The sequence below is a fragment of the Halorhodospira sp. 9621 genome (assembly GCF_022228055.1).
GTDB lineage: Bacteria > Pseudomonadota > Gammaproteobacteria > Nitrococcales > Halorhodospiraceae > Halorhodospira > Halorhodospira halophila_A.
The window spans coordinates 29,662-55,463 of record NZ_JAJNRD010000010.1 but is presented as its reverse complement, the minus strand read 5'-3'; the positions used below and the strand labels follow the sequence as shown (position 1 = coordinate 55,463).

At 66.7% G+C, this 25,802-nt stretch carries 42 protein-coding genes; 26 read left to right on the top strand and 16 right to left on the bottom strand.

Features of this window, described 5'->3' with window-relative positions; all coding sequences use genetic code 11:
• Positions 1-28 precede the first annotated feature (28 nt).
• Entirely contained in the window at positions 29-1,000 is a 972-nt protein-coding gene (locus LRF89_RS06800; RefSeq protein WP_201169751.1) for an integrase, read from the top strand.
• Here LRF89_RS06800 and LRF89_RS06795 read toward each other — a convergent pair.
• The 16 genes from LRF89_RS06795 to LRF89_RS06720 form a co-directional block, all read right to left on the bottom strand.
• Positions 997-1,182, bottom strand: a complete 186-nt coding sequence (locus LRF89_RS06795; RefSeq protein ID WP_201169749.1) for a helix-turn-helix transcriptional regulator — start codon at positions 1,180-1,182, stop codon at positions 997-999. The two genes, LRF89_RS06800 and LRF89_RS06795, sit on opposite strands and share 4 nt — an antisense overlap.
• Positions 1,179-1,406, bottom strand: a complete 228-nt coding sequence (locus tag LRF89_RS06790) for a hypothetical protein (protein ID WP_238636821.1) — start codon at positions 1,404-1,406, stop codon at positions 1,179-1,181. The genes LRF89_RS06795 and LRF89_RS06790 overlap by 4 nt, the downstream gene beginning before the upstream one ends.
• A 2-nt stretch (positions 1,407-1,408) precedes the next feature.
• A complete protein-coding gene (gene thyA, locus LRF89_RS06785; protein ID WP_238636820.1) occupies positions 1,409-2,227 on the bottom strand; it encodes a thymidylate synthase in 819 nt (272 codons plus the stop codon).
• A gap of 219 nt (positions 2,228-2,446) precedes the next feature.
• Positions 2,447-2,584: a hypothetical protein gene (locus LRF89_RS06780; protein WP_238636819.1), complete on the bottom strand. Its 138-nt coding sequence runs from the start codon at positions 2,582-2,584 to the stop codon at positions 2,447-2,449.
• Positions 2,581-3,033: a dUTP diphosphatase gene (dut, locus tag LRF89_RS06775; protein ID WP_338018513.1), complete on the bottom strand. Its 453-nt coding sequence runs from the start codon at positions 3,031-3,033 to the stop codon at positions 2,581-2,583. The genes LRF89_RS06780 and dut overlap by 4 nt, the downstream gene beginning before the upstream one ends.
• Positions 3,034-3,059: 26 nt before the next feature.
• Positions 3,060-3,542, bottom strand: a complete 483-nt coding sequence (ssb, locus tag LRF89_RS06770) for a single-stranded DNA-binding protein (RefSeq protein ID WP_238636817.1) — start codon at positions 3,540-3,542, stop codon at positions 3,060-3,062.
• 14 nt (positions 3,543-3,556) lie between these two features.
• Positions 3,557-3,889, bottom strand: coding sequence for a hypothetical protein (locus LRF89_RS06765; protein ID WP_201169739.1), 333 nt, complete (start codon positions 3,887-3,889; stop codon positions 3,557-3,559).
• On the bottom strand, positions 3,886-4,920 hold the full coding sequence (locus tag LRF89_RS06760; RefSeq protein WP_238636816.1) for a DUF1351 domain-containing protein: 1,035 nt from the start codon (positions 4,918-4,920) through the stop codon (positions 3,886-3,888). Before LRF89_RS06760 ends, LRF89_RS06765 begins: the two co-directional genes overlap by 4 nt.
• Positions 4,921-4,932: 12 nt before the next feature.
• Positions 4,933-5,655, bottom strand: coding sequence for a putative quorum-sensing-regulated virulence factor (locus LRF89_RS06755; RefSeq protein WP_238636826.1), 723 nt, complete (start codon positions 5,653-5,655; stop codon positions 4,933-4,935).
• Positions 5,655-6,365, bottom strand: a complete 711-nt coding sequence (locus tag LRF89_RS06750) for a YqaJ viral recombinase family protein (protein WP_238636815.1) — start codon at positions 6,363-6,365, stop codon at positions 5,655-5,657. The genes LRF89_RS06755 and LRF89_RS06750 overlap by 1 nt, the downstream gene beginning before the upstream one ends.
• On the bottom strand, positions 6,362-7,162 hold the full coding sequence (locus LRF89_RS06745; RefSeq protein ID WP_238636814.1) for an ERF family protein: 801 nt from the start codon (positions 7,160-7,162) through the stop codon (positions 6,362-6,364). Before LRF89_RS06745 ends, LRF89_RS06750 begins: the two co-directional genes overlap by 4 nt.
• Complete coding sequence (locus LRF89_RS06740; RefSeq protein WP_201169728.1) at positions 7,159-7,461, bottom strand: hypothetical protein; 303 nt, start codon at positions 7,459-7,461, stop codon at positions 7,159-7,161. The genes LRF89_RS06745 and LRF89_RS06740 overlap by 4 nt, the downstream gene beginning before the upstream one ends.
• On the bottom strand, positions 7,458-7,595 hold the full coding sequence (locus LRF89_RS06735) for a hypothetical protein (protein ID WP_238636813.1): 138 nt from the start codon (positions 7,593-7,595) through the stop codon (positions 7,458-7,460). Before LRF89_RS06735 ends, LRF89_RS06740 begins: the two co-directional genes overlap by 4 nt.
• Entirely contained in the window at positions 7,592-7,816 is a 225-nt protein-coding gene (locus LRF89_RS06730; RefSeq protein ID WP_238636812.1) for a hypothetical protein, read from the bottom strand. Before LRF89_RS06730 ends, LRF89_RS06735 begins: the two co-directional genes overlap by 4 nt.
• 78 nt (positions 7,817-7,894) lie before the next feature.
• Entirely contained in the window at positions 7,895-8,206 is a 312-nt protein-coding gene (locus tag LRF89_RS06725; protein ID WP_238636811.1) for a hypothetical protein, read from the bottom strand.
• 197 nt (positions 8,207-8,403) lie between these two features.
• Positions 8,404-8,970 (bottom strand): LexA family protein, encoded by a 567-nt coding sequence (locus LRF89_RS06720; RefSeq protein ID WP_238634727.1) that lies wholly within the window; start codon positions 8,968-8,970, stop codon positions 8,404-8,406.
• A gap of 301 nt (positions 8,971-9,271) precedes the next feature.
• Here LRF89_RS06720 and LRF89_RS06715 point away from each other — a divergent pair, with 301 nt between their 5' ends.
• The 25 genes from LRF89_RS06715 (at position 9,272) to LRF89_RS06595 (ending at position 25,786) form a co-directional block, all read left to right on the top strand.
• Positions 9,272-9,490, top strand: coding sequence for a YdaS family helix-turn-helix protein (locus tag LRF89_RS06715; protein WP_238634728.1), 219 nt, complete (start codon positions 9,272-9,274; stop codon positions 9,488-9,490).
• A 185-nt stretch (positions 9,491-9,675) separates the two neighbouring features.
• On the top strand, positions 9,676-10,215 hold the full coding sequence (locus LRF89_RS06710) for a hypothetical protein (RefSeq protein WP_238636810.1): 540 nt from the start codon (positions 9,676-9,678) through the stop codon (positions 10,213-10,215).
• On the top strand, positions 10,209-11,744 hold the full coding sequence (locus LRF89_RS06705) for a DEAD/DEAH box helicase (RefSeq protein WP_238636809.1): 1,536 nt from the start codon (positions 10,209-10,211) through the stop codon (positions 11,742-11,744). Before LRF89_RS06710 ends, LRF89_RS06705 begins: the two co-directional genes overlap by 7 nt.
• Positions 11,741-12,646 (top strand): toprim domain-containing protein, encoded by a 906-nt coding sequence (locus tag LRF89_RS06700; protein WP_201169711.1) that lies wholly within the window; start codon positions 11,741-11,743, stop codon positions 12,644-12,646. Before LRF89_RS06705 ends, LRF89_RS06700 begins: the two co-directional genes overlap by 4 nt.
• A complete protein-coding gene (locus LRF89_RS06695) occupies positions 12,643-12,957 on the top strand; it encodes a hypothetical protein (RefSeq protein ID WP_238634731.1) in 315 nt (104 codons plus the stop codon). Before LRF89_RS06700 ends, LRF89_RS06695 begins: the two co-directional genes overlap by 4 nt.
• Positions 12,954-13,334 (top strand): hypothetical protein, encoded by a 381-nt coding sequence (locus tag LRF89_RS06690; RefSeq protein ID WP_201169709.1) that lies wholly within the window; start codon positions 12,954-12,956, stop codon positions 13,332-13,334. The genes LRF89_RS06695 and LRF89_RS06690 overlap by 4 nt, the downstream gene beginning before the upstream one ends.
• Positions 13,331-13,630 carry a hypothetical protein gene (locus LRF89_RS06685; RefSeq protein ID WP_238634733.1) on the top strand — a complete coding sequence of 100 codons (300 nt, stop codon included), beginning with the start codon at positions 13,331-13,333 and terminating at the stop codon, positions 13,628-13,630. The genes LRF89_RS06690 and LRF89_RS06685 overlap by 4 nt, the downstream gene beginning before the upstream one ends.
• Complete coding sequence (locus LRF89_RS06680; protein WP_201169703.1) at positions 13,627-14,127, top strand: hypothetical protein; 501 nt, start codon at positions 13,627-13,629, stop codon at positions 14,125-14,127. Before LRF89_RS06685 ends, LRF89_RS06680 begins: the two co-directional genes overlap by 4 nt.
• Before the next feature lie 114 nt (positions 14,128-14,241).
• A complete protein-coding gene (locus LRF89_RS06675) occupies positions 14,242-14,694 on the top strand; it encodes a hypothetical protein (RefSeq protein ID WP_238636808.1) in 453 nt (150 codons plus the stop codon).
• Between the two features lie 5 nt (positions 14,695-14,699).
• A complete protein-coding gene (locus LRF89_RS06670; protein ID WP_238634735.1) occupies positions 14,700-14,891 on the top strand; it encodes a hypothetical protein in 192 nt (63 codons plus the stop codon).
• Positions 14,888-15,334 (top strand): hypothetical protein, encoded by a 447-nt coding sequence (locus LRF89_RS06665; protein ID WP_238634736.1) that lies wholly within the window; start codon positions 14,888-14,890, stop codon positions 15,332-15,334. Before LRF89_RS06670 ends, LRF89_RS06665 begins: the two co-directional genes overlap by 4 nt.
• Positions 15,334-15,696, top strand: a complete 363-nt coding sequence (locus LRF89_RS06660) for a nuclease domain-containing protein (RefSeq protein ID WP_238634737.1) — start codon at positions 15,334-15,336, stop codon at positions 15,694-15,696. Before LRF89_RS06665 ends, LRF89_RS06660 begins: the two co-directional genes overlap by 1 nt.
• The gene (locus tag LRF89_RS06655; RefSeq protein WP_201169693.1) at positions 15,696-15,911 is read left to right on the top strand and encodes a hypothetical protein; all 216 of its coding nucleotides are present in this window, start codon (positions 15,696-15,698) and stop codon (positions 15,909-15,911) included. Before LRF89_RS06660 ends, LRF89_RS06655 begins: the two co-directional genes overlap by 1 nt.
• Positions 15,908-16,297, top strand: coding sequence for a hypothetical protein (locus LRF89_RS06650; RefSeq protein ID WP_201169692.1), 390 nt, complete (start codon positions 15,908-15,910; stop codon positions 16,295-16,297). Before LRF89_RS06655 ends, LRF89_RS06650 begins: the two co-directional genes overlap by 4 nt.
• A complete protein-coding gene (locus LRF89_RS06645) occupies positions 16,294-16,863 on the top strand; it encodes a hypothetical protein (RefSeq protein WP_201169691.1) in 570 nt (189 codons plus the stop codon). Before LRF89_RS06650 ends, LRF89_RS06645 begins: the two co-directional genes overlap by 4 nt.
• A 101-nt stretch (positions 16,864-16,964) precedes the next feature.
• Positions 16,965-17,459, top strand: coding sequence for a transglycosylase SLT domain-containing protein (locus LRF89_RS06640; protein ID WP_238636807.1), 495 nt, complete (start codon positions 16,965-16,967; stop codon positions 17,457-17,459).
• Positions 17,456-17,707 carry a hypothetical protein gene (locus LRF89_RS06635; RefSeq protein ID WP_238636806.1) on the top strand — a complete coding sequence of 84 codons (252 nt, stop codon included), beginning with the start codon at positions 17,456-17,458 and terminating at the stop codon, positions 17,705-17,707. The genes LRF89_RS06640 and LRF89_RS06635 overlap by 4 nt, the downstream gene beginning before the upstream one ends.
• Positions 17,700-18,287: a hypothetical protein gene (locus LRF89_RS06630; RefSeq protein WP_238636805.1), complete on the top strand. Its 588-nt coding sequence runs from the start codon at positions 17,700-17,702 to the stop codon at positions 18,285-18,287. The genes LRF89_RS06635 and LRF89_RS06630 overlap by 8 nt, the downstream gene beginning before the upstream one ends.
• On the top strand, positions 18,284-18,643 hold the full coding sequence (locus tag LRF89_RS06625) for a hypothetical protein (protein ID WP_238636804.1): 360 nt from the start codon (positions 18,284-18,286) through the stop codon (positions 18,641-18,643). Before LRF89_RS06630 ends, LRF89_RS06625 begins: the two co-directional genes overlap by 4 nt.
• Before the next feature lie 47 nt (positions 18,644-18,690).
• Positions 18,691-19,284 carry a terminase small subunit gene (locus LRF89_RS06620; protein WP_238636803.1) on the top strand — a complete coding sequence of 198 codons (594 nt, stop codon included), beginning with the start codon at positions 18,691-18,693 and terminating at the stop codon, positions 19,282-19,284.
• Entirely contained in the window at positions 19,253-20,698 is a 1,446-nt protein-coding gene (locus LRF89_RS06615; RefSeq protein ID WP_238636802.1) for a terminase large subunit domain-containing protein, read from the top strand. The genes LRF89_RS06620 and LRF89_RS06615 overlap by 32 nt, the downstream gene beginning before the upstream one ends.
• A gap of 6 nt (positions 20,699-20,704) precedes the next feature.
• A complete protein-coding gene (locus tag LRF89_RS06610) occupies positions 20,705-22,852 on the top strand; it encodes a portal protein (protein WP_238636801.1) in 2,148 nt (715 codons plus the stop codon).
• Positions 22,853-22,969: 117 nt separating this feature from the next.
• Positions 22,970-24,061: a hypothetical protein gene (locus LRF89_RS06605; RefSeq protein WP_238636800.1), complete on the top strand. Its 1,092-nt coding sequence runs from the start codon at positions 22,970-22,972 to the stop codon at positions 24,059-24,061.
• 18 nt (positions 24,062-24,079) lie between these two features.
• Positions 24,080-25,324: a N4-gp56 family major capsid protein gene (locus tag LRF89_RS06600; RefSeq protein WP_238636799.1), complete on the top strand. Its 1,245-nt coding sequence runs from the start codon at positions 24,080-24,082 to the stop codon at positions 25,322-25,324.
• A gap of 60 nt (positions 25,325-25,384) precedes the next feature.
• The gene (locus tag LRF89_RS06595) at positions 25,385-25,786 is read left to right on the top strand and encodes a hypothetical protein (protein WP_238636798.1); all 402 of its coding nucleotides are present in this window, start codon (positions 25,385-25,387) and stop codon (positions 25,784-25,786) included.
• Positions 25,787-25,802: the final 16 nt, after the last annotated feature.

The following is a 25,802-nucleotide window of genomic DNA, read 5'->3' as shown; positions in this document are numbered from 1 at the left end:
GCAGTGGCGGTGGTGGCATGATCCTCCTATGGCCACCATCATCAAGCGCGGCAAACGCTGGCAAGCACAAATCCGGCGGCAGGGATACCCGCCGCTGGTCAAGTCTTTTCCGACGAAAGCCGACGCGCAACGCTGGGTCCGTGACCAGGAATCGGAAATGGACCGCGGCGAGTGGATCGACACCCGGGAGGCGGCGCGCACCACACTCGCCGAGGCACTGGATCGGTACCAGCGCGAGGTCATCCCGCGCAAGAAATCCCAAAGCCAGGAGCGTGGCAGGATCCGCCTGTGGCTGCGATCCGGCCTAGCGCCTTACGCCCTCATCAACCTGCGCGGCTCCGACGTGGCGCGCTGGCGTGATGATCGCCTGGAGGATGTCTCCTCGGGCACCGTGCGCCGCGATCTGGCCTTGCTCTCACACCTCTACACGGTAGCGCGCAGCGAGTGGCGCATGGAGGGGCTGCGTGATCCCACCGAGTCGATCTGGTGGCCCTCCCCGGGGCAAGCCCGGGATCGCAGGCTCCAGCCGGAGGAGGAGCGCCGGCTGCGTGAGCACGCCACCCCGCAATTCGACGCCCTACTGACCGTGGCGCTGGAGACGGGGATGCGCCGCGGCGAGATCGCCGCGATGCGCTGGGCGGACGTGAATCTGCGCGCTCGGGTAGTGCGCGTGCCGGATTCCAAAACCAACGAACCGCGCGAGGTGCCTTTGTCCAGGGCGGCGGTGGCGGCGCTGGAGTCAATACCGCGTCGGATCGACGGTGCGGTCTGGCCGTGGTGCGCCGATGGCATCGGCTCGGCCTGGAAGCGTCTGCGCCGGGCGGCAGAGGTCGAGGGCTTTACCTTCCACGACCTGCGCCATGAGGCGACATCGCGGCTGGTCGAGTCGGGCCGGTTTTCGCTCACCGAGGTATCCGCGATCACCGGACACAAGTCGATGCAGACGTTGAGGCGCTACGCGAACCACCGGGCGAGCGACCTGGCGCGCAAGATGGATTAGGCGCACCGCGTCCGCCGCAGATGCTCCGATAGCCACCCCTCGAACTCCTGCCGATCCCAGGCCCAGCGTCTACCGATCCGCCCGGGCCGCGGGACATAGCCGCGTTTGACCGCGGATCGCAAGGCGTCTCGGGACATCCCCATCCGCTCGGCCACGTCGTCGATATAAAGAACCTGCCTCATGCCCCTTCTCCCTGTAGTGACACGCGCGTTGCATTGAGCCCGTGCTTGTTGCGCCAGACGCAGATGGCGATGTCCTCGCCGTCGCCGTCGTACTCGTAGGTGACCGCCTGGCTTCGGCCGTAGAGCCCGGGCCCGTCCTCGTGGATGAAGCGCAGGGCCGATTCCCAGGCGCAGCGCCATTCCGCCTGTTCCCATAAACCGTGCAGCTTGATGTTCTCGTCCATGCTCACACCGCCACCGGCGCCGGGATTCGCTCGGCCGGGGTGTAGTTGTGGAGTTCTACCGCCGCGCTGCCCTCGGCGTAGTCGATCACCGAGGCGGCCGGTTCCAGGTCCACGCGCGGGGCCGGTGCGGCGAGGGCAGTCAGTTGCCGCCGGGCCTGTGCGAAGTGGTTGTGGTACAGATGCACGTCGCCGAGCGTCCAGGTGAATACGCCCGCCGGATACCCGGTCACCTTGGCCATCATCGACAGCAGCAGTGAGTAGGCCCCGAGGTTAAAAGCGCCGCCGAGGAAGTAGTCACAACTGCGCTGGTAGAGCTGCAAGTGCAGCCGGCCGCTGAGCACGCGAAAGTGCATCAGCACATGGCACGGCGGCAGGGCCATCAGGTGAATCGCCTCCGGGCGCCAGGACGAGAGGATAATCCGGCGGGAGTGGGGTTCCGTGCGGATCATGTTCTCGATGTACTGGATCTGATCGAAGCCCTGGGCGTGGCGCCACTGCTCGCCGTAGATCGGCCCGAGCATTCCGGCCTTTGCCCAGGGCGACCACAGCTTGCGCACGTCCTCGGGCAGATCGTGAAGGTCGGTCTGCCCGCGCAGCATCCAGAACAGTTCCTCGCGCAGCCCACGCCACCACACTCTCTTTGTGGTCAGCAGCGGGAAGCCTTCGGCTAGGTCGAATCGAAGCTGCTCCCCGAAGATCGAGCGTGTCCCGACGCCGGTGCGGTCCGAGGAGTCTTCGCCCTGGTGGAGCACCCGGTGCAGCAGCCCGAGGTAGGTGATGTCGTGCGCGCTCACGACCTTGGTGCTCTCGGTGTCGGTCATCGGTTCGGCTCCTGCTCTGGACGAGCAATCATCAGGGCGCGGCATCGCCCACTCTCGTGCGGAATGTGGAAGCGGTAGGAGCAACCATCGCAGCGGCGAAGGATGTGCTCCTCGTCCATGAACGCGCGGCCGGCACAAGCGCCGCATCGTGTGGTGACACTCCAGGCCGGCAGCCGCTTGCGCGGCGCCAGATCGGAGTGGCAACCGTGGCGGCCAGGATCAATCGTCGGAGTCATGGCGTCCCTCGGCCTCGTTGCGCGCCAGGCGCGAGCGCGTTAGCGCCCGGGCCTGATCGGTCAGTGATTGCTCCAGGAGTGCCCGGTCCTCGTCCGGGGTGCGAGTGGGCCGCCGGTTCATACGGCACCCGATGAGCCAAAACCACCGGTGCCGCGCTCGGTTGGCGCGAACTCGGCGACCTCCACAAGATCGACCCGGAACACCGGGACGAAGACCAGTTGCGCGATCCGCTCCATCGGCTCGATGGTGTATTCCTTCTCCGGCGCCCCGGTGTGGTAGACGGATGCGTAGACCTGCCCCTGGTAGTCGCTGTCGATCACGCCGACCGCGTTGCTTAACGCCAGACCGTGCTTATGGGCGAGGCCGCTGCGCGGTACGAGGAGAGAACACGCCCAGGGGTCGTCGATGTTGAGCGCGAAGCCCAGCGGCAACAGCTCCTTGGCCCCCGGGCGAAGGGTCAGAGGCTCGTCGAGGCAGGCACGCACGTCGATCCCTGCCGCCTGCTCGGTAGCCCGGTGCAGGCGGTAGCGATCCTCACGCAGCCGCGGGTCCAGGATGATGTGCTGCACTGAGCAGCTTCTGTGGAGGGCGAGCATCAGAACACCCTCCAGTCCACCCGCATGAACGGGATGTCGTCATCGAAGTCGGTGGGAGCGCCGCCGCCGCCGTTCGCCGGCTGCTGGGGCGGTTGCTGTTGCCGCTGGGCATACCCACCGCCGCCACCTTGGCTGCCTTGGCCCTGGGTGTTGAGCATCTGCATCTGATCGACCACGATCTCCGTGGTGTAGCGGTCCTGGCCGTTCTGGTCCTGCCACTTGCGCGTCTGGAGTTTCCCCTCGACGTAGATCCGATCCCCTTTGTTCAGGTACTTTCCGACGACTTCCGCGAGACCGCGCCAGAACACCAGCCGGTGCCATTCCGTGCGTTGCTGCTCTTCGCCGGTCTGTTTGTCCTTCCAGGATTCGCTGGTTGCCAGCGATGCCTGGGCGACCGGGGTGCCGCTGCCGGTGTGGCGCACCTCCGGGGCTTGCCCCAATCGGCCGATCAGGATCGCCTTGTTAACGCCGCGTTCTGCCATTGCTCGTCCCTCGATTAGTAGGTCGTCCCCGGCAGGGCGCCGGGTTCGGTTACGCGGATACAGTGCAGATACCAGTTGGCTGCGAACTCGGTCGCGGCTGCGCGCTGGTAGTCCGGGCTCAGGTTCCGTGGCATTTCGTAGGCTTCGTAGACGATCATCGTCATCAGCCCCCACACCGACGGATCGACCGCTCGGGGCAGTTGGCCGATGACGCTGGTGATCGTCTGCCCGACCTGTCGCTCCTTCATCACTTGGAAGGCGAACTCGTGGACCGCTTCGCAGTCCTCGCTGGCTTGGGTGGCAGTCACCGCAAACGCCAGTGCCATACCGATGAGCAGCTTCTTCACGTCAACGATTCCTCGACTTGGTTGATGGGAAGCGCTTGGACGCTTTGTAGGGTCGTGACGCCGGCGCGCTCCATGACCCGGCGGCACTCGGCCTCGATGGCAGCGCGCTTCACCCGCGGCGAAACCTCGATGTAGAAGGTGGCGAGCACGGAGTAGCGGACCTTCCCGTTCTCGGTTGGCGCTGGGGGCGCCTGCGGTTCGGGGGCGGGGTTGGTCGGCTGCGGGGACTCACCCGCCTGGGCGGCCTCATGGGCGCGGGCCTCGTCGCGGACGGTGCGCTCCAGTTCAGCGCCCCGCTCGCGCCGGGCCTGTTGTGCCTGCTCGCGCTCCCACTGCTCGCGTTGCCGTCGGGCGGCCTGCTCTTGGCGCTCCAGTTCGCGGTCGAGGATCTTGCGCAGCGCGGTCTCGTACTCGTCCTCGGCGGCGGTCAGGACGTGCTCGACGTGCTCCCGGGTCAGCGGGGCATGCAGGCCCTCGCGGTAGCTGCGGGCCTCCAGTTCGAGGAGCCTGGTGGTGACCATCTGCTCGCGGTTGCGGTCCTCGCGCACCCGCTCGTGTAGCTTCTCCCGTGCCGCCTTGGTCAGCGCGCCTTTCGGGGTAACGCTGGAGAGGAGAATCGGATCCTCGTAGTCGGCGGTGCGGTAGTCGGGGGTCACTCCCTCCGACTGCCAGAGTTCATCGCGCAGGCTCTCCAGCAGGGCGCGGGCCCGCTCGCGGGTCTGGTCCTCGTACTGGCGCACCTGCTCGAGTAGATCCTGCCGGGCCTCCTCGCAGCGTTGTTCGAGGGCCTTCATCTGGCGCTCGAACTCGGTGATCGGCTGCCGCGCCTCGTCGGCCGCATTCCGCCGGCGCTCGGCCAGGGTCTTCTTGAGCGCGTTGATCTCGGTGGCCTGGGCCTTGGCCGCCTTCACCCCGTCGGGTGAGACCACCTGGCGGTACTGCTCTAGGCGCTCGGCCAGGGCGGCCTCAAGCTGCTCATAGTTGACCTGGATGAGCCCGGGCTGGGCCTGAATCTCGATCATCTTTTGCATGACGCGGCCTCCTCAGACCGTGACGCAGCGGTTTTGTAGTTCCAGCTCCAGGGTGTATTCGGTGTCCTGGTCCCAGCCGCTTTCCTGGCGCTGCATCCAGCGCAGGTAGTCGGTCGGCACCTCGTCCCAGCGCCGGCCGCGGTACTTGCCGAACATCATTCGCTCCAGCGTCACCGGCTGGGTGGCGTACTCGATCAGGGCCCCTAAGCTCGGGCAGCCGTGGTCTCGGGAAAGAAGGTTCCCGAGCAGCGCGGCGGTGACGTGGCAATCAGCCAGGGCCCGGTGCGCTGGCATCCCCTTCGCCCCCGGGGCAGACAGGCCCAGGCGGTAGCGCAGGTATTGGTTCGCGTAGCTCTCCAGGCCCGGCAGCAGATGCTTGGCAAGGCGCTGGGTGCAGAGCCAGGAGACGTTGTTGATCCCGTGGCGCTCGAAAAACGCCTGCTCGAAGTCGGCGTTGTGCGCGACCAGCGGCCCCGGGTGCTCGGCGGCTCGCTCCAGCCAGTCCAGCGGGGACGGGGCGCCGGCCACGTCGTCATCGGTGAGGTGGTGGATGGCGCTGGCCGAGGCGGGGATCGGTTGCCCCGGGTCGGTGATCTGTTGGCAGTAGCCGATCACTTCGGTCGCCCCGGTCGTGGTGTCGACCAGGACATCGACCGAGGCGAACTCGCAGATCCCGTCGCGCTCCGGGTCCACCCCGGTGGTCTCCAGATCCACCACCCGAAAAACGTGCTGCATCACGCGCTGCCTCCCTCGAAGATGCCCACGACGTTCTCTCCGTCTTCACTCTCCGGGGCGACCGTTCCCTGCGGCTCGGGGGTGTTGTCATCCGCCAAGCGGGTCCGGTAGGACTCCACCAGGGAATCGAAAGCGATCAGGTCGGCCATCAGGGCGTCGATGTACTCCTGATCGGCGTGCTCTCGGTGGAGCTTCGGGCTCAGGCCAGGGTGGTAGGGGAAGATCGCCCACCAGTCGCGCTCGCAGATCCACATGCACCCCTGCACCTGGTCGCGGACCTCGGAGAAGTCGTCGTCCAGCCACATGGCCATGATCTTGGTCGGGTCGAGGAACGCCTTGAACTCGGCGCCCCCGTCCGAGCCGATCAGCCCGTCGGGGCTGCATCCGAAGCGGCCGCAGTCGGTGGTGACGAAGCCGACCTGCTCGATGTCGGCGCCGAGGATCAGCGACAGGGTTTCCCGCGCCTCCTCCTCGTGCCGGTGACCACGTTCGGCCTGCCAGGGCTGGTACTCGTCCACGTCCAGCGGCCAGCCGGTGATCCGCTCGATAGCCAGGCGCATCGCGTACTTGCGTGCATCCTGTTTCCAGTCGCCCTTGTTCGCCCCGGTCTTCATCCGCTCGCGCAGCAAGGCGAAGCGGCTTGCGGTAATGACCCCAGCGCGGGCGCGGTGCCACTCGGGGGTGCCCTGTTCCACGTCGTGGACGATCATTGGGATGCCTCCTGGCTGTGATGCTTCGCGGTCAGTTCCAGTCGCTTGAGTACGGTGGGCACAGTCGAGGCCGGGATGTCGGCCAGGCGCTCGACCTTCATGCTCTTGAGCACACGGCCCTGGGTGCCCTCGGGGCAGCGACGCAGCGCACCCTCGATGGCGGCAAGCTGCTCGGCGGTGACGGTCTGGCTGCCCTGGGCAACAGGGCGGGGCGGGTTGCCGGCGGCGTTGCCGTCGTCGTCGTCCTCGCCGATGGCGACGTTGAAGATCAGCTTGAGCAGGTAGCGCATCCCGTAGCTCATCGCGGATCCGCTGGCGTGGGTGCGGGTCATCACGGCGTTGCCCTTGGCACCGATTCCGTCCGAGGGCATGTCCACCCGGTAGGTGCGGGTGTGGCCGGTCTCATGCGAGACGTAGCAGAGCACGCGCACCCAGCCGTCCTGCACCGCCTCGGTATCGAACGACAGCGAGAAGCCCTCCTGGGTGTAGATCGGGCGCAGGGCGGCATCCATCCGCGCGTAGGTGGCGTAGCGGCTACGGGTCTGCGGGTTATTGGCGTCAGCCGAGACCCGCCCCATCTGGCGTTGGCAGCGGGACATCGCGCGGTTGAACTCGGCCTCGGCGTTGCGCGCCTCGATCCGCTCGTACATCGACCAGAGGCGTTCCATCTTCTCCACGTCGGTTGACGGGTCGGATGCCGCGCGGATGATGTTCTGAACCAGGCTCCCGTTGTCGGGTGCCCCAGAGCGTGCCGGCACAGACTCCCGGTTGTGCTCAATGGCAGTGCTGTCGCTCACGCTTCCTCCTCAGCGGGGTCGCCCCGCTCTACAGTCGGGCCAATCGGCCCTTCCCAAATGTCGATCCCCCGGCGCTCCAGGGCGTCGGTGACCATGCCGTTGATCGCCCGCTCGCCGGGTGTGGCGCAAAACGTGCGCTCGGTGATCCACGTTGCGAGGGCGTCGGCCAGTGCATCGCGCTCGTGCTCATCCAGGCTCGCCAGGGCCACCTGCAAGGACTCGCGGGTGCGCTGGCGCGCTTCCCGGATCACCGCGGCGCGGACGGATGGCGTCATCGTCTGTGCAGGGGTGTCTTTCACAGCCCTAGCTCCTCTACGTCCTCGGCGGCGACGTAGCCCGCCTCGTACTGCTCACGCGCCTCGGGCTCGGCCGGCGGGTTGCTCTCCTCACCGCGCTGGCGAGCGCGGACGCCCTCCGTGAACGGGGCGCTCATTGCCCTTCCTCCAGCCCTGCCGCGCGCGCTTCTAGGCGATGCGCGATGCTGAGAAGCGCACCTTGTGCGTTGGGCGCTGTCGCCACCGTGGCGAGGTCCGCTTTCAGCCCCCCGATCACCGAAGCCAACACCTGCGCCGACTCGTCCAACTCGGCACAGGCCAGGGCCATGCGCGCCGCGAAGATCCGGTCGATAACCTCGTCGGCCGTTTTCTCGTCCATGTCACCCTCCCAGGGCGGTTTCCAGGCCCATCAGAAGAATCAGCGCCGTGACAGCGAGCACGGCCCCCATGGCGTCTTTCATTGCTCGCGGTCCTCGTCCTCGACCTGCTCGCGGGCCCAGCGGTCCATCAGGTCGTAGTAGGCGGTACGCGCCGGCTCATGCCCGGCCAGGGCGGACTTGCGCAGGGCACGGAACAGCCGGTGCTCCAGGTCGTGCTGGAAGGCGTACTCGATCAGTTCCAGGTCATGCCGCCCGTTCTCGGCGTCCTGGATGTGCTCGGCGGCCCGGCGGTCGATGGCGTCCTCACGGGCGCAGATCAGTCCCTCGCGGTGCGCATGGACCCGCTCGGCAAGGTCAATCGGGTCGGTGTGTCCGGGGAGGCGGTACATGACGGACGCTCCTGAGCTACATTCTGTACCTCAAAGAGTAGACAGGTGCGGTACCACTTGCAAGTACTATTTGTCACACAGACAGACAAAAAAAGCCCGGCGGTGCGCGCCGGGCATCAGGGCTGAATGAACAAAAGTATATGTGTCAGGGTGTCGCAGTCACGAGGCTCGGTGGTCTTGCGGAGGGGGCAGGGGAGCTAAAGCTTTTGGATTCGCTGCGTGATAACGCCGATGATCTCGGCTTGCTCGGCCGGGGTTGGCTGGGCAGGCCAGTTCGGGTTGGTGGGCGCGAGGAAGGCTTGCCCCCCTTCTTTGAGGTAGCGACGAATCATCGGTTCTCCGTCAATCAGGGCAAGTACAAACCGCATGTGCTCGGGTTCGAGGTCGACATCGATGTAAATTCGGTCTCCTTCGGCAAAGTGATCGGCCACCGAGATTAGGTGAGGCACGCTGAAGGCAATGTAAGTCCGGTGTGGATCCGGCGATGGCAACCAGTCCACAACGCTGTCGTTATCAGGCTTCATTCCTTTACCTAGTTGACGGGCAACCTCCCACTGGTAGAGGGGGGTGATGCCCGGGTCTAGTTCCGCTCCATGTTGGTCGCCGATAAGCAGCCAAGTCGGGGAGCACTCCAGGGTTGTGGAGAGGGTGAGCAGTTGGTCGGTGTTGATCCGGGTGCGTCCGCGGAGTGCGTGGCCGACCGCCGAGCGGGTAACCCCTAGCGCAGCCGCGAGGTCGTCCGTCGTTAGGTTCAGCTCACGCATCCGTTCGCGTGCTCGCTCCCTCCAAGAGTTTTCAGACACAGCTCTTACCTTTTCGTTAGTTCATCGCGCGCGGATTTTTTCACTTCCCTCCCCCCTTCTTTTGGGCGGATTGCCCGTGCAAGGGGTGTGTGTACTCAATGTACCCTTGCGCCTCAAGTTTAGACAAGCCGCTCGATCTTTCCACTGGTCTGCGCCCGCTTGGCGCCTGTGACATTTGCTCCCCGTTCTTGCCTTGGTGCGCTACTGCGAGTACCTTTAGGGTATGGATCTACGAGCGTGGGTGTACGGGCAGGACGAGCCAGTGAGAACGACGCTCGCACGCCTGGCGCGCGAAATCGGCGTCAGCGTTAGCGCCGTCAAGCACTGGATGTACGGGATACGGCGTGTCTCCGCCGAGCGGTGCCGGGTGATCGAGCGCCTGACCAGCGGGGCAGTGACCGCCGAGGAGCTCAGGCCGGATGTTTTCACATCACCACACCGGAGCGAGGCAGCAAAGGAGGGAGGGGTGGCCCAGCGGTGAATGGGCAATGAGTAGGGCAAAAAAAGAACCCCGGCGGCTGTGACGGGCCATGAGCCGGGGTTCTGGATCAACCCTTAAGTTGAGGATTTGAGCATGACACTCACGGACAGCATCGGCAAGCACCTAGTGCAGACAGCGAAGTCGAACCCGGTAAAAACCGCCGTCAGCAGCGGGGAGCAACGCTGATGGCCAAGAACAAGAACAGCAACCAATCCCTGCCCTGGTTCCGCCTCTACACCGAGATCGTGGACGACGAGAAGCTGCGCTTACTCGCGTTCGAGGATCGCTGGCACTACGTCGCGTTACTGGCTTGCAAGGGCAAGGGAATCCTCGACCAGAACACCGACGCGGAACTCCTGGAGCGCAAGCTGGCCGTCAAGCTCGGGCTCCAGGTCCGAGAGTTGGGTGAGTTGAACCGCCGGCTGCGTGAGGTCGGGCTGATTGACCAGAACTGGCAGCCCCTTGGCTGGCACAAGCGCCAGTACAAGAGCGACAACAGCACCGCCCGGGTCCAGGCGCACCGGGCAAACAAGCGGGCGAAGGCTTCGAGTGAAACGGGTGAAACGTTACAGAAACGTTCCCGAAACGGGCCAGATACAGAGGCAGATACAGACTCAGACACAGAAAAGAACTCCCCCGGCAATAGGAAGGGGGATATAGAGGTAGTAGATAGGGGAGAGGATGCGCGCGGGGGCTTCGCCTCGGAGGAGGACGTGCCATGGTGAGCAGCCTCCGTCCCTTCCAGGCCCAGGCCATCGACCGCTTGCGCCGGGCCATCAGTGCCGGCTCTCGTGCGCTGATCCTGAGCAGCCCCACGGGTTCCGGCAAGACGATGATCTCATCGGCCATTGCCGCGGGGGCTGTTGCCAAGGGCCGCCGTGTGGCGTTCTTCGCTCCGCGCCGCGAGCTGATCCGACAGGCCAGCGCCACGTTCGGCCGGGCTCAGGTGCCTCACGGCATCGTCATGGCCGGTCAGAGGCGGTGCCCGCAAGAGCCGGCGCAGATTTGCTCCTGGGACACGCTGCGCTCCTGGCTCGACAAGGGGCGCATCGGCCGGGCCCCAGGCGCCGATCTGGTGATCGTCGATGAGGCGCACCTGTCCGTCGCTCCGACCTACCTGCGGATTCTCCGCGAGCACTACTCGAACGCCATCATCCTCGGGTTGACCGCCACCCCGGCGCGCGGTGACGGCCGGGGGTTGGGGATGCTCTACGAGCAGATCATCCAAGCGGCCACGGTGCAGGAACTCACCGAAGACGGTTACCTGGTGCCGGCGCGCTACTTCGAGCCGACCCCGGCTGATCTGTCCGGGCTCAAGCAGGCCCGCGGCGATTTCGAGTCAGCCGGCATCGAGCAGCGGTGGAACACGCCCAAGATGGTCGGTGACGTGGTGGAGCAGTGGGGACGGATCGCCCCGGATCGGCAGACGGTCGTCTTCGCCAACTCGGTGGCCCATGCCCTGAGCCTGCGTGACCGCTTCCGTGATGTCGGCGTCCGGGCCGACTACATCCACGGCGGGATGCAGCGCGCCGAGCGCGATGCGGTCACAGAGCGGGTCTACAGCGGCGCCAGCCAGTTGGTCGTCAACGTGGACGTGCTCACCTTCGGCTTCGACGCCCCGGCGCTCTCCTGCGTCGTCCTCGCCCGTCCGACCAAAAGCCTCGTGCGCTACCACCAGACCGTAGGCCGGGTGCTGCGCCCCGCGCCGGGCAAGGAGGACGCCATCGTGATCGACCACGGCGGCGTGCGCCGAACCCTGGGGCGGGTATCGGACCCTGTGGAGTGGACGCTCTCGGGCGCCGAGCGGGTCCAGGATCGGGTCGTGAGCCGGCGCAAGAAGGAGAGTGAGCCGATCACCTGCGGCGAGTGCTCGCTGGTCTACGAGCACCGCCGAGACTGTCCTGCGTGCGGGTGGGAGCCGCCGCGCAAGCGCCGCGAGGTCGCGTTCGTCGAGGGTGATCTGCTCGAGACCGACGAGCAGGGGCGCACAAAGCAGCAAGCCCAGGGGGATCGCCTGGTCGAGCAAGCCCGCTTCTACGCCGAACTGCGTGGGGTGGCGCAACAACGCGGCTACAAGGACGGCTGGGCAGCCAACAAGTTCAAGGAAAAGTTCGGCACCTGGCCGAACCACCCGAGCCTGCGCAACGTCGCCCCGCGTGAGCCGGGCCCGGCGATGCTCTCCTGGGTCAAGAGCCGGCAGATCGCATTCGCCAAAGGCAAGGCCAAGGCCAAGCAGGCGGGGGTGACGGTATGAGCGACCTTCGCCAGCGTTGCCGCGGGCAGTGGGAGCGAATCATCAGCGAGATCCTGGGCCCGCAGTGGATCGAGAGCCGCAAGCACCAACGCTGCCCCTGCCGCCCGGACGATAAGCCGAAGTACCGCTTCTCCGATCATCACGGCTCGGGCAGCTTCTTCTGCCACTGCTCGAACGGGGATCGAGACGGGGTGCAGTTGGTGATGTGTCGCCTGGGGCTCGACTTCAAGGCCGCGGCGGAGCGTATCGAACAGGTGATCGGCGCCGGGCCGATCCCGGCCCGGCGCAAGCCAACCCGCGCCGAGCGGTTGCAGCGGGAGGTGGAGCACAGCGGGCGCAGTCGGTACCTGGAGAGCCGGGGGCTGGAAATGGCCCCTGGGCTGCGGTGGCACCGCTCCCTGGCTTACTACGACGAGCATCAGCGAGTGATCGGCCACTACCCGGCGATGTGCGCGCCCGTGCTACGCGACGGAGCCTTCGAGACCTACCACGTCACCTACTTGCAAGGCGGGCAGAAGCTCTCGGGCATGGAGCCGCGGAAGATCCTGCCGAGCAAGTCCGGCTCGCTCGCCGGGGCGTCGATCCCGCTCTACCCACCTGGGCCGGTGCTCGGTGTTGCCGAGGGGATCGAGTCGGCCATTGCCGCGAAGATGCTCCACGGCGTCCCGGTGTGGGCGCTCATCAACACCGCCCTGATGAAGTCCTGGACCCCGCCGGCCGGCACGCGGTCGGTGCGGATCTACGCCGACCACGACCACAACTACGCCGGTCACGCCGCGGCTTATGGCCTGGCGCACCGTCTGGTTCTCACGGGCTTCGATGTCGAGGTCCATTTCCCGCCCGTGCCGGGCACTGATTGGAACGACGTGCTGCATGCGCGTCGGGAGGTTGAGGCGGAGTGATCCAGCTTGGCTACAAGCTGATGCGGCGGATGGGGGACGGCTACGCGCCGCTCTACTTCTGCCGCAGCCATCGCTATCAGCTCGGCGATTGGCAGGAGGCGGTGGACGGCGGGCGCAAGCGCGGCTACGCGCACCGGCCGTTCTTCCATATCTGCCAGGCCCCGGATGCGCCCCATATCCGGCTGCGCGCCCCGCGGGTCTGGCTGCTCTGCGAGTTCCAGCCCCACCAGGTCTTCCCGAGGCCGTCGAGCCAGGGCGGTGACTGGTTCCTGGCCAAGTGGATGCGCTTGCTGCGGGAGGTGGCGTTGTGATCGAGGACATCCGGCAACACAACCGCAAGGCTCTCTCGGCACTGATCGAGGATCCGGTTCTGGCCGAACTCCAAGCGGCATTCGATGGGCGGATGACCTACGCCGAGCAGGACGGGCACGAGGTCGGCACCCGGGTCGAGGTGCGAGAGGTCGGGGGTACCGCCGGCGGGGCGGCCCGGGTGGCGACGTACCGGGAGCAGGTCATCGGGCCGTGCGCGGCCCCGTTGCGCGAGCAGGCGGCGCAGATTCTCCACGCACCAACACGGGAGCAGCGTCGGAAGGCACTGGAGCGGTTCCGTTCGATCTACGGCGAGCCGGCCGCCGCGGCGTTGGAGCGCTCGGTACGCGAGGGCTGGCAGGGGAGGAAGGGGCGATGACGAATACCGCCTCAGACTACCTGGCCCGGGCTGGTGAGGTGATGAATCAGCGCGGCAAGAGCCGGGACCAGGAGAACGGGGAGCGGTCGATGGCCGCCGCCGTCGATGCGTTCTGGACGATCTACGGGGCGCGGATCCTTGCCCGGGGGTACATGGCCGAGACCGAGGGCTGGGAGTTCATGTCGGTGCTCAAGAAGGTCCGCGGCGCCCAGGGCGAGTACCGCGAAGACGATTATCTCGATGACGTGGGCTACGTCGCCCTGGCGGCGGAGTCTGCCGCACGCGGTGCGCGGTGATCGCGCCAACCGCGGTGCGCCTGACCCCGGCCGAGGTGGCTTTCGCCTCGACGCTGGCCGCGCAACGCCTGGCGACCAAGGCCGGTCCGGTCGGATTCCAGGCGGCCAAGGTTAGTCCCTATGGGATGCATCTTGCCGGCGTGCTCTCCGAACTGGCTGCGGCCCGGGTCTACGGGGCCCGCGTCGATCAGACCGTCCGCCCGCAGGGCGATGGGCACGCCGCCGACCTGACCGCCCGCGACGGGCGGCAGTTGGAGGTCAAGGCGACGACCTACACCGGGGCCGACCCGATGCTCAAGCTCAACGCCGAGCATCTGCGCCCCGGAGTTCATTACGTCCTGGTCCAGATCGCCTGGCCGGATGTCTGCACCGTCTACCCGCCGATCAGTAGCGAGCGTGTCCGCGAGATCGGCGAACAACGGGATTTTGGGTACGGCGCTCGCTGGGTGGTGAGCGCCGGAAAGATCCTCGCGCGAGCGAACAAGGAGGTCGCATGAGTACAGCAGCTATGTGGGTGGCAATGATTCCGGCCGTGGTCGTGGCATTCGTGGTCACGGTGCGCGGGGTGATGGATGCGCTGGTATGGCTGATGGGCACGGGGGATGACTGACATGCAGCCGATCATCTGCCTGGACTTCGATGGCGTCATCCATAGCTATGAAAGCGGCTGGCAGGGGGGTCGCGTGATCCCGGATGGTCCGGTGCCCGGGGCGTTTGAGTTCATCCTCGACGCGCTCGGTGAGGGGTACCAGGTGGCGATCCACTCCTCGCGCAGCCACAAGCTCGGGGGCCGGCGCGCGATGAAGCGGTGGATGCGCCGGCACGCCGCCGGGGCATTCCTGATCACCAACCGCAAGCCCTGGATCGACGCCGGGTACCAGCTCGGCGGCGAGTCGTTGAGCGATGAGGCGCATATGGCTGGGCGTTGGTTGGTCCGCCAAGTGCGCTGGCCGCTGTGCAAGCCGCCGGCGCTGGTGACCATCGACGACCGCGGGTATCGCTTCATGGGCGTGTTCCCGAACCCCGAGTGGGCTGCCTCGATGCGCCCCTGGAACAAGGTGTGAGCCCTATGCCGATGTCTCACGGTGAGCGACACCCTCGGGCTCGGGCAACTGACGAGATCGTTGAGCGGGCCAGGGTTCTACACGAGCAGGGCCTTAGCACCGTCGAGATCGCCCAGCGCCTGGGCTACCACTACTTCACGGTGCGCGACTGGATCCGGTACCGCACCCGGACCCGGCTGACGGGGGATGTCCGATGACGCAGATCGCAGTCCGGGACGAGAACGACCGCCGGCGGCTCATGGCCCTGATCCAGAGCCGCAAGCCGCCCTTCACAGCCAGTCTGAGCAAAGGGGCGCCACGCTCACTGAACCAAAACCGCCTGCAGCGGCTGTGGATGAACGAGGCCGAGGAGCAGGGGGATCAAAGCGCCGAGGAGTACCGGGCGTTCTGCAAGCTGCACTTCGGCGTGCCGATTCTCAGGGCCGCTCACGAGGACTTCCGCGAGCAGTACGACCGGGTGGTGCGCCCGCTTGAGTACGAAATGAAGCTGCTGCTGATGCAGGTGCCCATCGACTTTCCGGTGACCCGCTTGATGACGGTGCCTGAGAAGCGTCAGTACCTCGATGACGTTTACCAGCACTTCACGGGGTTGGGCATGGGGCTGACCGAGCCGGATTGGGCGGGGAGGGAACTTGCGTGATGCTCCAGAAAACGCCGCCGGTGCGCTCGAAGAGGCTCCGCGACTCCGCCCGAGGTCAGCAATGCCAGCTTCGGCTGCCCGGCGTGTGCTCTTGGGATCCCGAGACCGTGGTGCTTGCCCACCCGCCCCTGGGCAACGGGGGCATGGCGACCAAAGGCTCGGACCTCGAAGGCGCGTTCTGCTGCTCGGCCTGCCATGACGTGCTCGACGGCCGGGTGCCGTGCCCGGATCACCTGGGCCCGGGTGCGATCTTCGGCGCCTGGATCCTGGCCGCGGCCCGGACCCGGGCGATCTGGCTGCAAATGGGGCTGCTGCGCGTCGAGGGATTCGCCCTGCCGCGCGTCGATGAGGAGGGATTCTGATGAGTCGGCGTCATGTACCTCGAGACGCGCTGGATTCCGTCGAGCAGGCCGTTCATGCCATGCAGATCCGCGAGCGCCAGTGCGAAATCTGCCTCTACGCCCGAGACCTCGGCAGCGCATGGGGCGAGCTGGTGACCGAGTGCAAGAAGGGGCTCAGGCGTCCGGCCCGGGGGCGGCGTTGCCGCGGGTTCCGGGCCGCGGAGGGTGACGGATGATCGACTTCGAGTTGCCGGAGCCGACGATCCTGCTCAACCGCTGGCAGCGGATGCACTGGCGCGACCGGCGCCGGCACACCGAAGCCGTGGCCTGGATGGTGCGCGCAGCCGTGACGCCGCCGGCGCAGCCTGTCGCACGCTGCCAGGTTCACATCCAGCGCTACAGCGAGCGGCTGCCGGATTGGGACGGGCTCTACGGCGGGCTCAAGCCGCTGCTCGACTGCCTCGTTCGCCCCACAAAGCGCAACCCGCACGGCCTGGGGATCATCGAAGACGACGACCCGCAGTGCATCGTGAGACTCACCGCCGAGCCGACGTTCGCACCGAGGAAGAAGGGGTGGACCCGCGTTCAGATTGTGCCCGTAGAGGGGGAGGGAGAGGCGTGATACGGACCTACAGCGCCAAGCTGGCCATCACCATCGCAACGCTCCACGGGTGGCAGACGCCAGAATCCGATCAGATGCGCTACCGCTGCCGGATCGACTTCTCGCCTGCGACCAGCACGGCGGGGGCCGTTGCCCATGGGATCGACTGTGGCCGGGTGCTCGCGGCCGTGGATGACTGCCCTGAGCCCTCCCGGCTGTGGCTCTACATCGCCTACGCTGAGCCGGCCGCGGAATGGGTGTCCGATGAGGGCGTGTTCCGGCTGCACGACCTGCTGACCCTCGCCGTGCGGGAGCGGATTCCCGGGCTCAAGGTGGCAGCGGATCGCCTGGAGTCGCTGATGCTCGCGGCGATGGGGGATAAGCGGTGGACCGGACTCGGCAACCCGCGCCTGCGCCCCGCGGACTACGCGCGCAAGGTGGGGTTCCCGCGACAGTCTTGGCCGAACTACCGGCGGGTGGTGCAGGCAGCGCACGACCAGATCGACGATTGGGAGGCGGTAGGACTCAAAAGGGTGGCTGCGGTGCTCGATAGTCGGCTGCCTGATATTGACGCGCAGCAGGTCTGACAATACTATGTCTTGATAACTACCATGCCATTGGTGTAAGCAAGCCCGGCTTCCTCGCGGATCGCCGGGTTTTTTTATTCCTGCCCCCCGGTGCCCCCCACATGCACGACATCGACCAGCTTACCGCCCGGTTCTCGGAGCGGTACGGGATCCCTGTGCGCCTGCTGCGCGCGATCATCGAGGTCGAGAGCGCCGGCAACCCCTACGCTATGCGCATGGAGGCCAACTACCGCTGGCTGTGGGATGTGCGCCACAACGGGCCCCACCGCGGCGGGCCATTCTACGCGCCCCCCGGCGTCTCGCGCCCCACCGAGTCGTATGGGCAGCGCACGTCCTGGGGGCTTATGCAGATCATGGGCGCCACCGCGCGCGAGATCGGGTTCAGGGGGCCTTTCCTCTCCGCGCTCTGTGATCCGGAGACCAACCTCGAACACGGGTGCGAGTACCTGGTGCGCCTGTACCGGCGCTTCGGGGATCAGCACGGCTGGACGGGCGTTGCCGCGGCCTACAACGCCGGCAGCCCGCGCACGACCGATGGGCGCTACGTCAACCAGGAATACGTGGACCGACTGATCCAGGCGGGGTGGGAGGAATGATCGAACGATACCAGGGGCTCGGGCACGGGCGGCTGCTTCTCGTCATGGCCGCCGTCATCGGCTTGATGGTGTCCGTGATGGCTGGCTGCGCGGCCATCACCGAGCGGGGTGACCGGGCCGCCGAGCGCGTCGGCAAGGCGGTGCATGACTACTGCCAGGCGACCAGCGAGCAAGACCGCCAGGCGCTTCGCCAGCGCGCTAACGCCGCCGCGGCCCCGCACAGCGTCAGGGTGAACTGCGATGAGTAAGCGCGGATCCGTGGTCCACCTCGTCCACGGGGCGTTCAACAAGAACGCTTCGGGTTGGGACGCCTTGACCGCCGAACTGATCGCTGCTGGTTGCGAGGCCGTGATCCACGACTACGGCTGGGTGGGCCCGCTGACGACGCGCCGGCGCTCTCGTCGAGCTGGGCACGACCTGGCTACCGAGATCGGCCCCGAGGATCACGTCGTCGCATTCTCCAATGGCGCCTTGGTCTGCTGGGAGGCCCTGGAGGCGGGGATGAAGTGCGACCGCATGTTGCTGATCCAGCCAGCGCTCACCAAGTACGCCGAGTTCGGCCCCGGCGCCCGGAGCATCACGGTCCTTTACAACCGGCGCGATTTCGCAGTGCAGATGGCGCGGCTCTGGGCCTGGGTCAATCCGGTCAGTTGGGCCTGGCGTCACCACTGGGGGGCGATGGGCCGATATGGGCCCCAGATTGCCGACTTCCGCGTGGTCAGCATCGACACCGAGCGCGAGAACGATACGACTGGGCACACCGCCTGGCGGGAAGAACATGCCAGTTACTGGTTGCCGCGGATCGTGGGCCTGATTGAAGACCGATGAGTCAGCCGGATCAGACCAACACGGAACTGTACGTCAACCTGCACCGCGAGTTGGGGCAGGTTGAGGGCCGGGTGGCGACACTGGAGAGAGGCCAGGACCGTATCGAGTCCAAGGTAGACCGGATGGGCGAGACGCTGGGCGGGAAACTCGACGCGCTGCGAGACGATCTAGCGTTCCGTAAGGGCTACGGGACCGGTGGTTGGAAGGTGGTCACCGTGGTCGGCGGAGGCGCCACTTTCCTAATCGGCATCGTCATGTGGGGGCTTACGGAGTACCACCGTGCGCAAATCTCCGGTGCTGTATATAAGCACACGCAAGAGGCGGCAGAGCAGGTTTTGGAGCAACGCGGCCACTGATCGCCGGTGCGGTTCTTGTGCGGCTCCATAGAAGCAGGATCGAAACCATGGGCAAAACCTCCGGGCTTACCGACCGGCAGCGTCGGTTCGTGAAGGAATACCTGATTGACGCCAATGCCTCGAAAGCGGCGGTACGCGCCGGTTATAGCGAGAAGACCGCATCGCGGATAGGCCCGGAACTGCTTGGAAAACCTTGGGTGCGTGCGGAAATCGACAAAGGCCAAAGCCAACGGGCTCAGAAGCTGGAGATCACCGCCGAGCGGGTGATCGAGGAGCTGGCCCGAGTGGCGATGGCTGACCCGCGCAAGCTGTTCCGCGAGGACGGTTCGCCGAAGCCGGTCCAGGAGTTGGACGACCACACCGCTGCCGCGCTCTCCCGCGTGAAGGTGCGCGCCATCCCGGGCAGCGAGGCGCAGGTGCTCGAGTACCGGCTGATCGACAAGAACCAGGCCCTCGACAAGCTGATGAAGCACGTCGGTGGGTACAAGGCCGACAACGAGCAGCGGGGCATGTTTGGCACCCTGGACCGCGACACGCTCAAGGCCCTGCGTGAGCAGGTGAAGGCCGCCGAGCAGCGGGCCGAGCAGACGTCAGTGAACAAGGGCAGCGATGCAGCAGGTTCTCGACCCGAGCTTCATTGAGGGCCTGTCGCCCCTGGAGCGGCGCGCGATCCTCGCGCAGATTGACGAGGAGCTTGCCCAGGAGCGCCTGGCCGACTACCGACCCTACGCCAAGCAGCGCGAGTTCCACGCCGCCGGGGCGAGCTTCCGCGAAAGGCTATTACGGGCAGGCAACCAGCAGGGCAAGACCTACGCCACGGGTGCGGAGGTCGCCTATCACCTCACCGGCGAGTACCCCGACTGGTGGCCCGGCCGGCGCTGGGATCGCCCGGTAGTGGTGTGGGCGAGTGGTGAGACCGGCGAGACGACGCGCGACAACGGCCAGCGCGTACTTCTTGGGCATCCGGGCGAGGAGGGCACGGGACTGGTCCCCAAGCGGTGTCTGACCAGCGATTACGGCATGGCCGCCGGCGTCAGCCACCTCTACGACTACATCCGTGTGAAGCACGCAAGCGGCGGCTACTCCTTCCTTCGGTTTCGCTATTACGCCCAGGGCCGGCGCAAGTGGCAGGGCCCGCCGGTCGATTTCGTCTGGTATGACGAAGAACCGCCCGAGGACATTTACGACGAGGGCCTGGCGCGGACCATCGCCACGGGAGGGATCGTCGCGCTCTCGTTCACCCCGCTGATGGGCATGTCGTCGGTCGTGTCGAGGTATCTGATGGAAGACTCCGATCAGCGCCACGACACGAACATGACCATCCATGACGCCGAACACATCGACGCCGAGGAGCGCGAGCGGATCATCGCCTCGTTCCCGGCGCACGAGCGCGAGGCTCGCGCCCACGGCATCCCAACCCTCGGCTCCGGGCGGATCTTCCCCATCGCCGAGGAGGAGATCAGCGTGGAGCCGTTCACGGTGCCTGCCATCTGGCCGGTGATCGGCGGCATCGACTTCGGCTGGGACCACCCGACCGCCGGTGCAAAGATCGCATGGGACCGCGACTCGGACACGATCTACGTCACCAACTGCTACCGAAAGAGCCAGGCCACGCCGGTGATCCACGCCGCCGCCCTCAAGCCGTGGGGGGCGCGCTTGCCGTGGGCCTGGCCGCATGACGGGTATCAGACGGAAAAGGGCTCCGGCGTGCAGCTTGCCCAGCAGTACCGCGAGCAAGGGCTGAATCTCCTCCCCACTCACGCCGTGTTCCCGGAAACCCGCGACGACACCCGGCTCTCGCGCACGAGCGTGGAGGCCGGCCTGGCGGAAATGCTCGATAGGATGCAAACCGGCCGGTTCAAGGTGTTCTCGCACCTCACCGACTGGTTCGAGGAGTTCCGCCTCTACCACCGCAAGGACGGGAAGATCGTCAAGGAGCGCGACGACCTCATCGACGCCACCCGCTACGCGATGATGATGCTCCGCCACGCCGAGCCGCCGTCCGCATCCGCCGGCACCACCGTCGCCCGCCCGGCACCTGACTGGAGAGTCTGACCCGCTATGACCAAGCCACTGCCCCGCGAGCGCATCGAGCAGATCCTCACCGACCTGCGCTATGAGCCCGCATGGCGTGCCGAGGCCGCGCGCGAGGCCGACTTCTACGACGGCAATCAGCTCGACACCGAAACCATGCAGCGGATGCGCGGTCTGGGCATCGCGCCCATCGTCGTGAACCTGATTCGCCCGACCATCGACACCGTGCTCGGCCTGGAGGCGCGCACCCGCACCGACCCCATCGTGCGCGGCGAGGACGACCAGGCCACCGAGGTGGCCGAGGCCCTGAACGTCAAACTCCAGGAGGCCGTGCGCCTCGCACGCTTCAACACCGGGTGCTCGGAGGCCCACGAATCGCAAGTGAAGGTCGGCATCGGCTGGCTGGAGGTCAGCCGCGAGTCCGACCCGTTCAAGTACCCGTACCGCGTGCAGGCCGTCCACCGCGACGAAATCTGGTTCGACTACCGCTCCCGCGATCCGATGCTCCGGGACGCCCGGTACCTGGTGCGCAAACGCTGGTACGACGCCGACGACCTGGAGGGACACTTCCCGCGGCACAAGCGGCTGATCCGCCAGTCGGTCGCCCAGCGCCCGGCGTGGGATGACCCGAACGGTGTCGATGTCTCACTTGGCCGTTCCTGGGAGATCGAGCAGACCACCTCGCTACAAGAGGAGGAGTGGCTGGACACCGAGCGCCACCGGCTCGCGCTCTACGAAGTGTGGTACCGCGTCCACACCGATATGTGGGTGCTCGACCTGCCCGATGGCCGGGTGGTGGAACTCAACCGCGAAGACCGCCGACACCTGAACGCCGTTGCCGCGGGTCTCGTGGCCCCGCGCAAAGCCCGCTCCTTCCGGCTGCGCGTGGCCTACTACCTGGGCCCGCACCAGCTCGCCGACCGCCCCTCGCCGTACACCCACGGTCACTTCCCCTATGTGCCGTTCTTCGGCTACCGGGAGGATCGCAGCGGCGCCCCCTACGGGCTGATCCGCGCGATGAAATCCCCGCAGGAGGAGGTCAACGCCCGGCGCAGCAAGATGCTCTACAACCTCTCCACCCGCCGGGTGATCGCCGACCGGGATGCGGTGGACGACCATGCCCAGGCGGCGCAGGAGGTCGCGCGCTCTGACGCCTACATCATCACGAACCCGAGCCGGCAGAACGCCAATGGGTTCAACGTGGACACCGACGCGCGGCTCAACCCGCAGCAGTTCGAGGTGATGCAGGAGGCGAAGCAGAACATCCAGGACGCTTCGGGCCTATTCCACGAGATGATGGGTCGCGGCGCCGGATCCGGGCAGTCGGGCGAGGCGATCAAGAGCCTGGTCGAGCAGGGCCAGCAGGTGCTCGGCAAGATCATTGAGAACTACCAGGACGGCCGGCGTCTGGCCGCCGAGTTGCTCATGTCGATGCTCGTCGAAGACCTGGGCGAGAAGACCGACGTGCCGGTGCGCGTCGAGTCGGTCACCGGCGAGGTCAAGGATGTCCTCCTGAATCACCCGGAGCACGATGAGCTCGGCTACGAGTACCGAACCAATGACATCCTCAAGCTGCGCACCCAGGTCGCACTCGACGAGACCCCCAGCAGCACGACGTACCGACAGCACTTGCTCGCCCGGATGATGGAACTGACGCAGGCGTTGCCGCCGGAGCTACAGGCGGCGGTCATGGACATCATCATCGAGGCATCCGACCTGCCCAACCGCAAGGAGTTCGTCGAGCGCATCCGCGCGGTCACCGGCATGGGCGGCGGCAGCAAGCAGCCGCAGACCGAGGAGGAGGCCCTTCAAGCGCAGCAGCAGGCCGAGGCCGAGCAGCGCCAGGCCGAGATGCAGCAGCAGGCCGCCGAGCTGGAGCTACGCGAACGCGAGGCCCGTGTCCGCGACCTGGAGGCCCGCGCCGAGAAGGCCATGGCCGACGCCCAGCGCGCCATCGCCATGGCGCAGAAGACTGCCGGCGTCGATACCGAACACCAGGCCGCGCAGACCGCCAAGACCATCAGCGAGATCGAGCGCGGCAGTCACGAGGACATGCGCGCCGAGGCCGCCCAGCACGCCGACCTGTTCGAGCGCGGGGCCCGCTTGCGCCGGGAGGAGCAGGAGCAGGCGGCAGCGCTACAGACATCGGACGGGTCACGACACGGCCCACCATAACCCTCGCCGCAGTAGACGCGGCACACCGAATCGCCCGGCCTCTGAGCCGGGCTTTTTCGTTCTAGGGGCACGACAGTCCCCGACCACGCAACTCCAGGCGATAGGAGAGACGACGCGATGAGTGGACAGACCGACGACTACCTGAGCAACCCCGACGGTATCCCGAACGATGAGCAGGAGATCGACCGGATCCTCGCTGAACTCGAAGGCGAATTCGACGAGCAAGGCGACGATGCGGGCCAACCAGCCGGCACGGGTGCCAAGGGCGAGGGCGATGCCGGCGAACCGGCCGCGGACCAAACGGGCGCGGTGGCGGATAGCGGGCAGCAGTCCAAGCAGGGCGAAGACGACCCGAAGGCCCAGAAGCAGGAGGGCCAGGGCGAGAACACCGGCGCGGACGATGAGCCCGAGCGGGTAGTCAAGACGCGGGATGGCCGGCACGAGATCCCGTATTCGGTGCTCGAAGGCGCGCGCAAGCAAGCCACCGAGTACCAGCGCGAGGCTGAACGGCTCCGGCAAGAGCTGGAGCAACTGCGCCAGGGCCAGGCCCCGTCACAGGGTGCCCAGGCTGCCCCCCAGCAAGACGGCGGCTCCCCCGATAGTGGAGAGAAGGGCGGCACCGAGGAACTGGACCTGGAGGCGTTCCGGCGCGACTACGGCGACGAACTGGCGAAGCCGCTGGAGGTGCTTTACCGGCAGAACCAGCAGCTCCGCGAGGAGATCGAGCGTCGCCACCAGCAGGCCGAGGAGCGCGTGCAGCAGACCGAGCAGCAGCGGATCCAGGCCGAGGTCGATCAGGCCAAGGCCGCGGTCACCGATGCCAACGGCAAGCCGGTCCTCATCGAATGGGAGCAAAGCGGCGACCCGCGCTACGCCGCCGCTGTGGCCCTCGATGAGCAGCTTCGCGCCAACCCCAAATATCAGGACTACTCGCTGGAGGATCGCTTCCGCGAGGTGGTCAAGATGCTCGGCGTCTCCACTGCATCGCAGCCCAACACCGAGGACGTGACCGCCGCTGCCGCCCGCCGGCTGCAAGAGGCGGAACGCGCGAGCGACAACACTCCCAACTCTCTATCTGACCTGCCGGGCGGCGCTGCCGCGGGGGTGAGTGAGTCCGAGGAAGTCGAGCGCATGTCGGCAACCCAGCTTGCCGAGAAGCTCGACCGGATGACCGATGCCCAGCGCGAGGAGTTCCTATCCCGGCTCTAGTAGTCGAGGACGAAGATCATGGCTCGTACCAACATCCCCGTCGGCTCTCCGCTGGCGAAGAAGCTCTACTCCGTTGCGGCCTTCGCTGAGACCCAGCGCCGGCCGTCGTTCCGCCGCCGGCTGACCGGCCCCGCGCCCAAGCAGGCTGGGGCGGAGTCCAAGCTCAAGGGTCAAACCAGCCCGGATTACCCCATCGTGCAGATCCGTGACCTGAGTACCAGCGCCGGTGACCAGGTTTCGGTGGATCTTTTCAACATCATCACCGGCCGCCCGACGATGGGGGATCGCAAGCTCGCCGGGCGCATGATGGACCTGACGTTCAGTTCCATGGACCTGCGCATCGACCAGTACCGGGCCGGCGTGGACACCGGCGGTCGCATGACGCAAAAGCGCACCGTGCACCAGCTTCGCGGTATCGCCAAGGCCAACCTGGCCGGTTACGGCGCACGGCTGGAGGATCAGCTTGCGCACGTCCACCTGGCCGGTGCCCGCGGCGACGACGATGGCATTGATTGGGCCGTGCCCAAGGAGAGCCACGAGGAGTTCGCCGACATCGTGGTGAACGACGTGGCGCCGCCGTCCTACGGCCGGTACTTCTGCGCCGGCAGCGCGGACAACGTGAGCCAGATCGGGAGTACGAACATCATCACCCTGGAGACCATCGACATGCTCCGGGCGACCCTCGATGACGATGTGTTCCCGCTCCAGCCGATCCGCCTGCAGGACGCCAGCGGCAACATGGATCCGCAGGCCGACGACAACCCGCTCTACCTGCTCACGATCTCCAGCCGGCAGTGGTACCAGTTCCTCCAGAGCACGTCGGGCAATGATTGGCGCACCTTCATCGCCAACGCCCACGCCCGCAGCCAAGGCTGGAACCACCCGCTGTTCCTCGGCGAGACGGGGATGTGGAACGGGATCCTGGTGAAGAAGCACAACCGCGCGGTTCGCTTCTACCAGGGCACGCCGGTCAAGAGCCACAACTCCAGCGGCACCGTGGTCCAGAACGAGGCGGCCGCGCCGGTGGACCGAGCCCTGTTGCTCGGCGCCCAGGCGCTCGCCGAGGCGTATGGCAACCACGGCACCAGCGGCTACCACGCCAACTGGCACGAGGAGAAGGTGGACCACGACAACGGCATGGAGGTCTCCATGGCGTTCATGGGCGGCAAGGCCAAGGTCCGCTTCAAGCGCCAGGACACCGGCCTGATGACTGACCACGGCGTGATCGCCGTGGACTCCTACGCGCCGGATCCAAACGCCTAAGCCGGCCACGGGGGCGGCCCAGCGCCGTCCCCTCTCCCTGAATCCCTGGAGGACTGAATCATGGCTCGCATCAACTTCGAGCAGCTTCACACCGACATCATCCATGCCGGTGAGTACGGCAACACCGCCACGGCCACCGCGACCCTTAACGTCGATGGCTCCAGCGGCGATACCGTCCACTTCATTCGCCTGCCGGCCCATACCCGGCTCCTCGATCTGATGGTGGTCCACGGTGCCTGCGGCAGTGGGGCCAGCGCCTCGTTCGGCTACATGACCGAGAACGACACCGAGGCGACCTACTTCACCGGCTCCAAGTCCCTGGCCAGTGCCGGTCGCATCCGTGCCGACTCGAACCACGCCCCCAAGGTGGTCGAGGAGGTCTGCGACATCATCGCCTCGCTCGGCGCCAGCGTGGACGGGGAGATCACCGTCGTCGCCACCTACGACTGGCAAGGCAAGTAACCCCGCAATCCGGGGC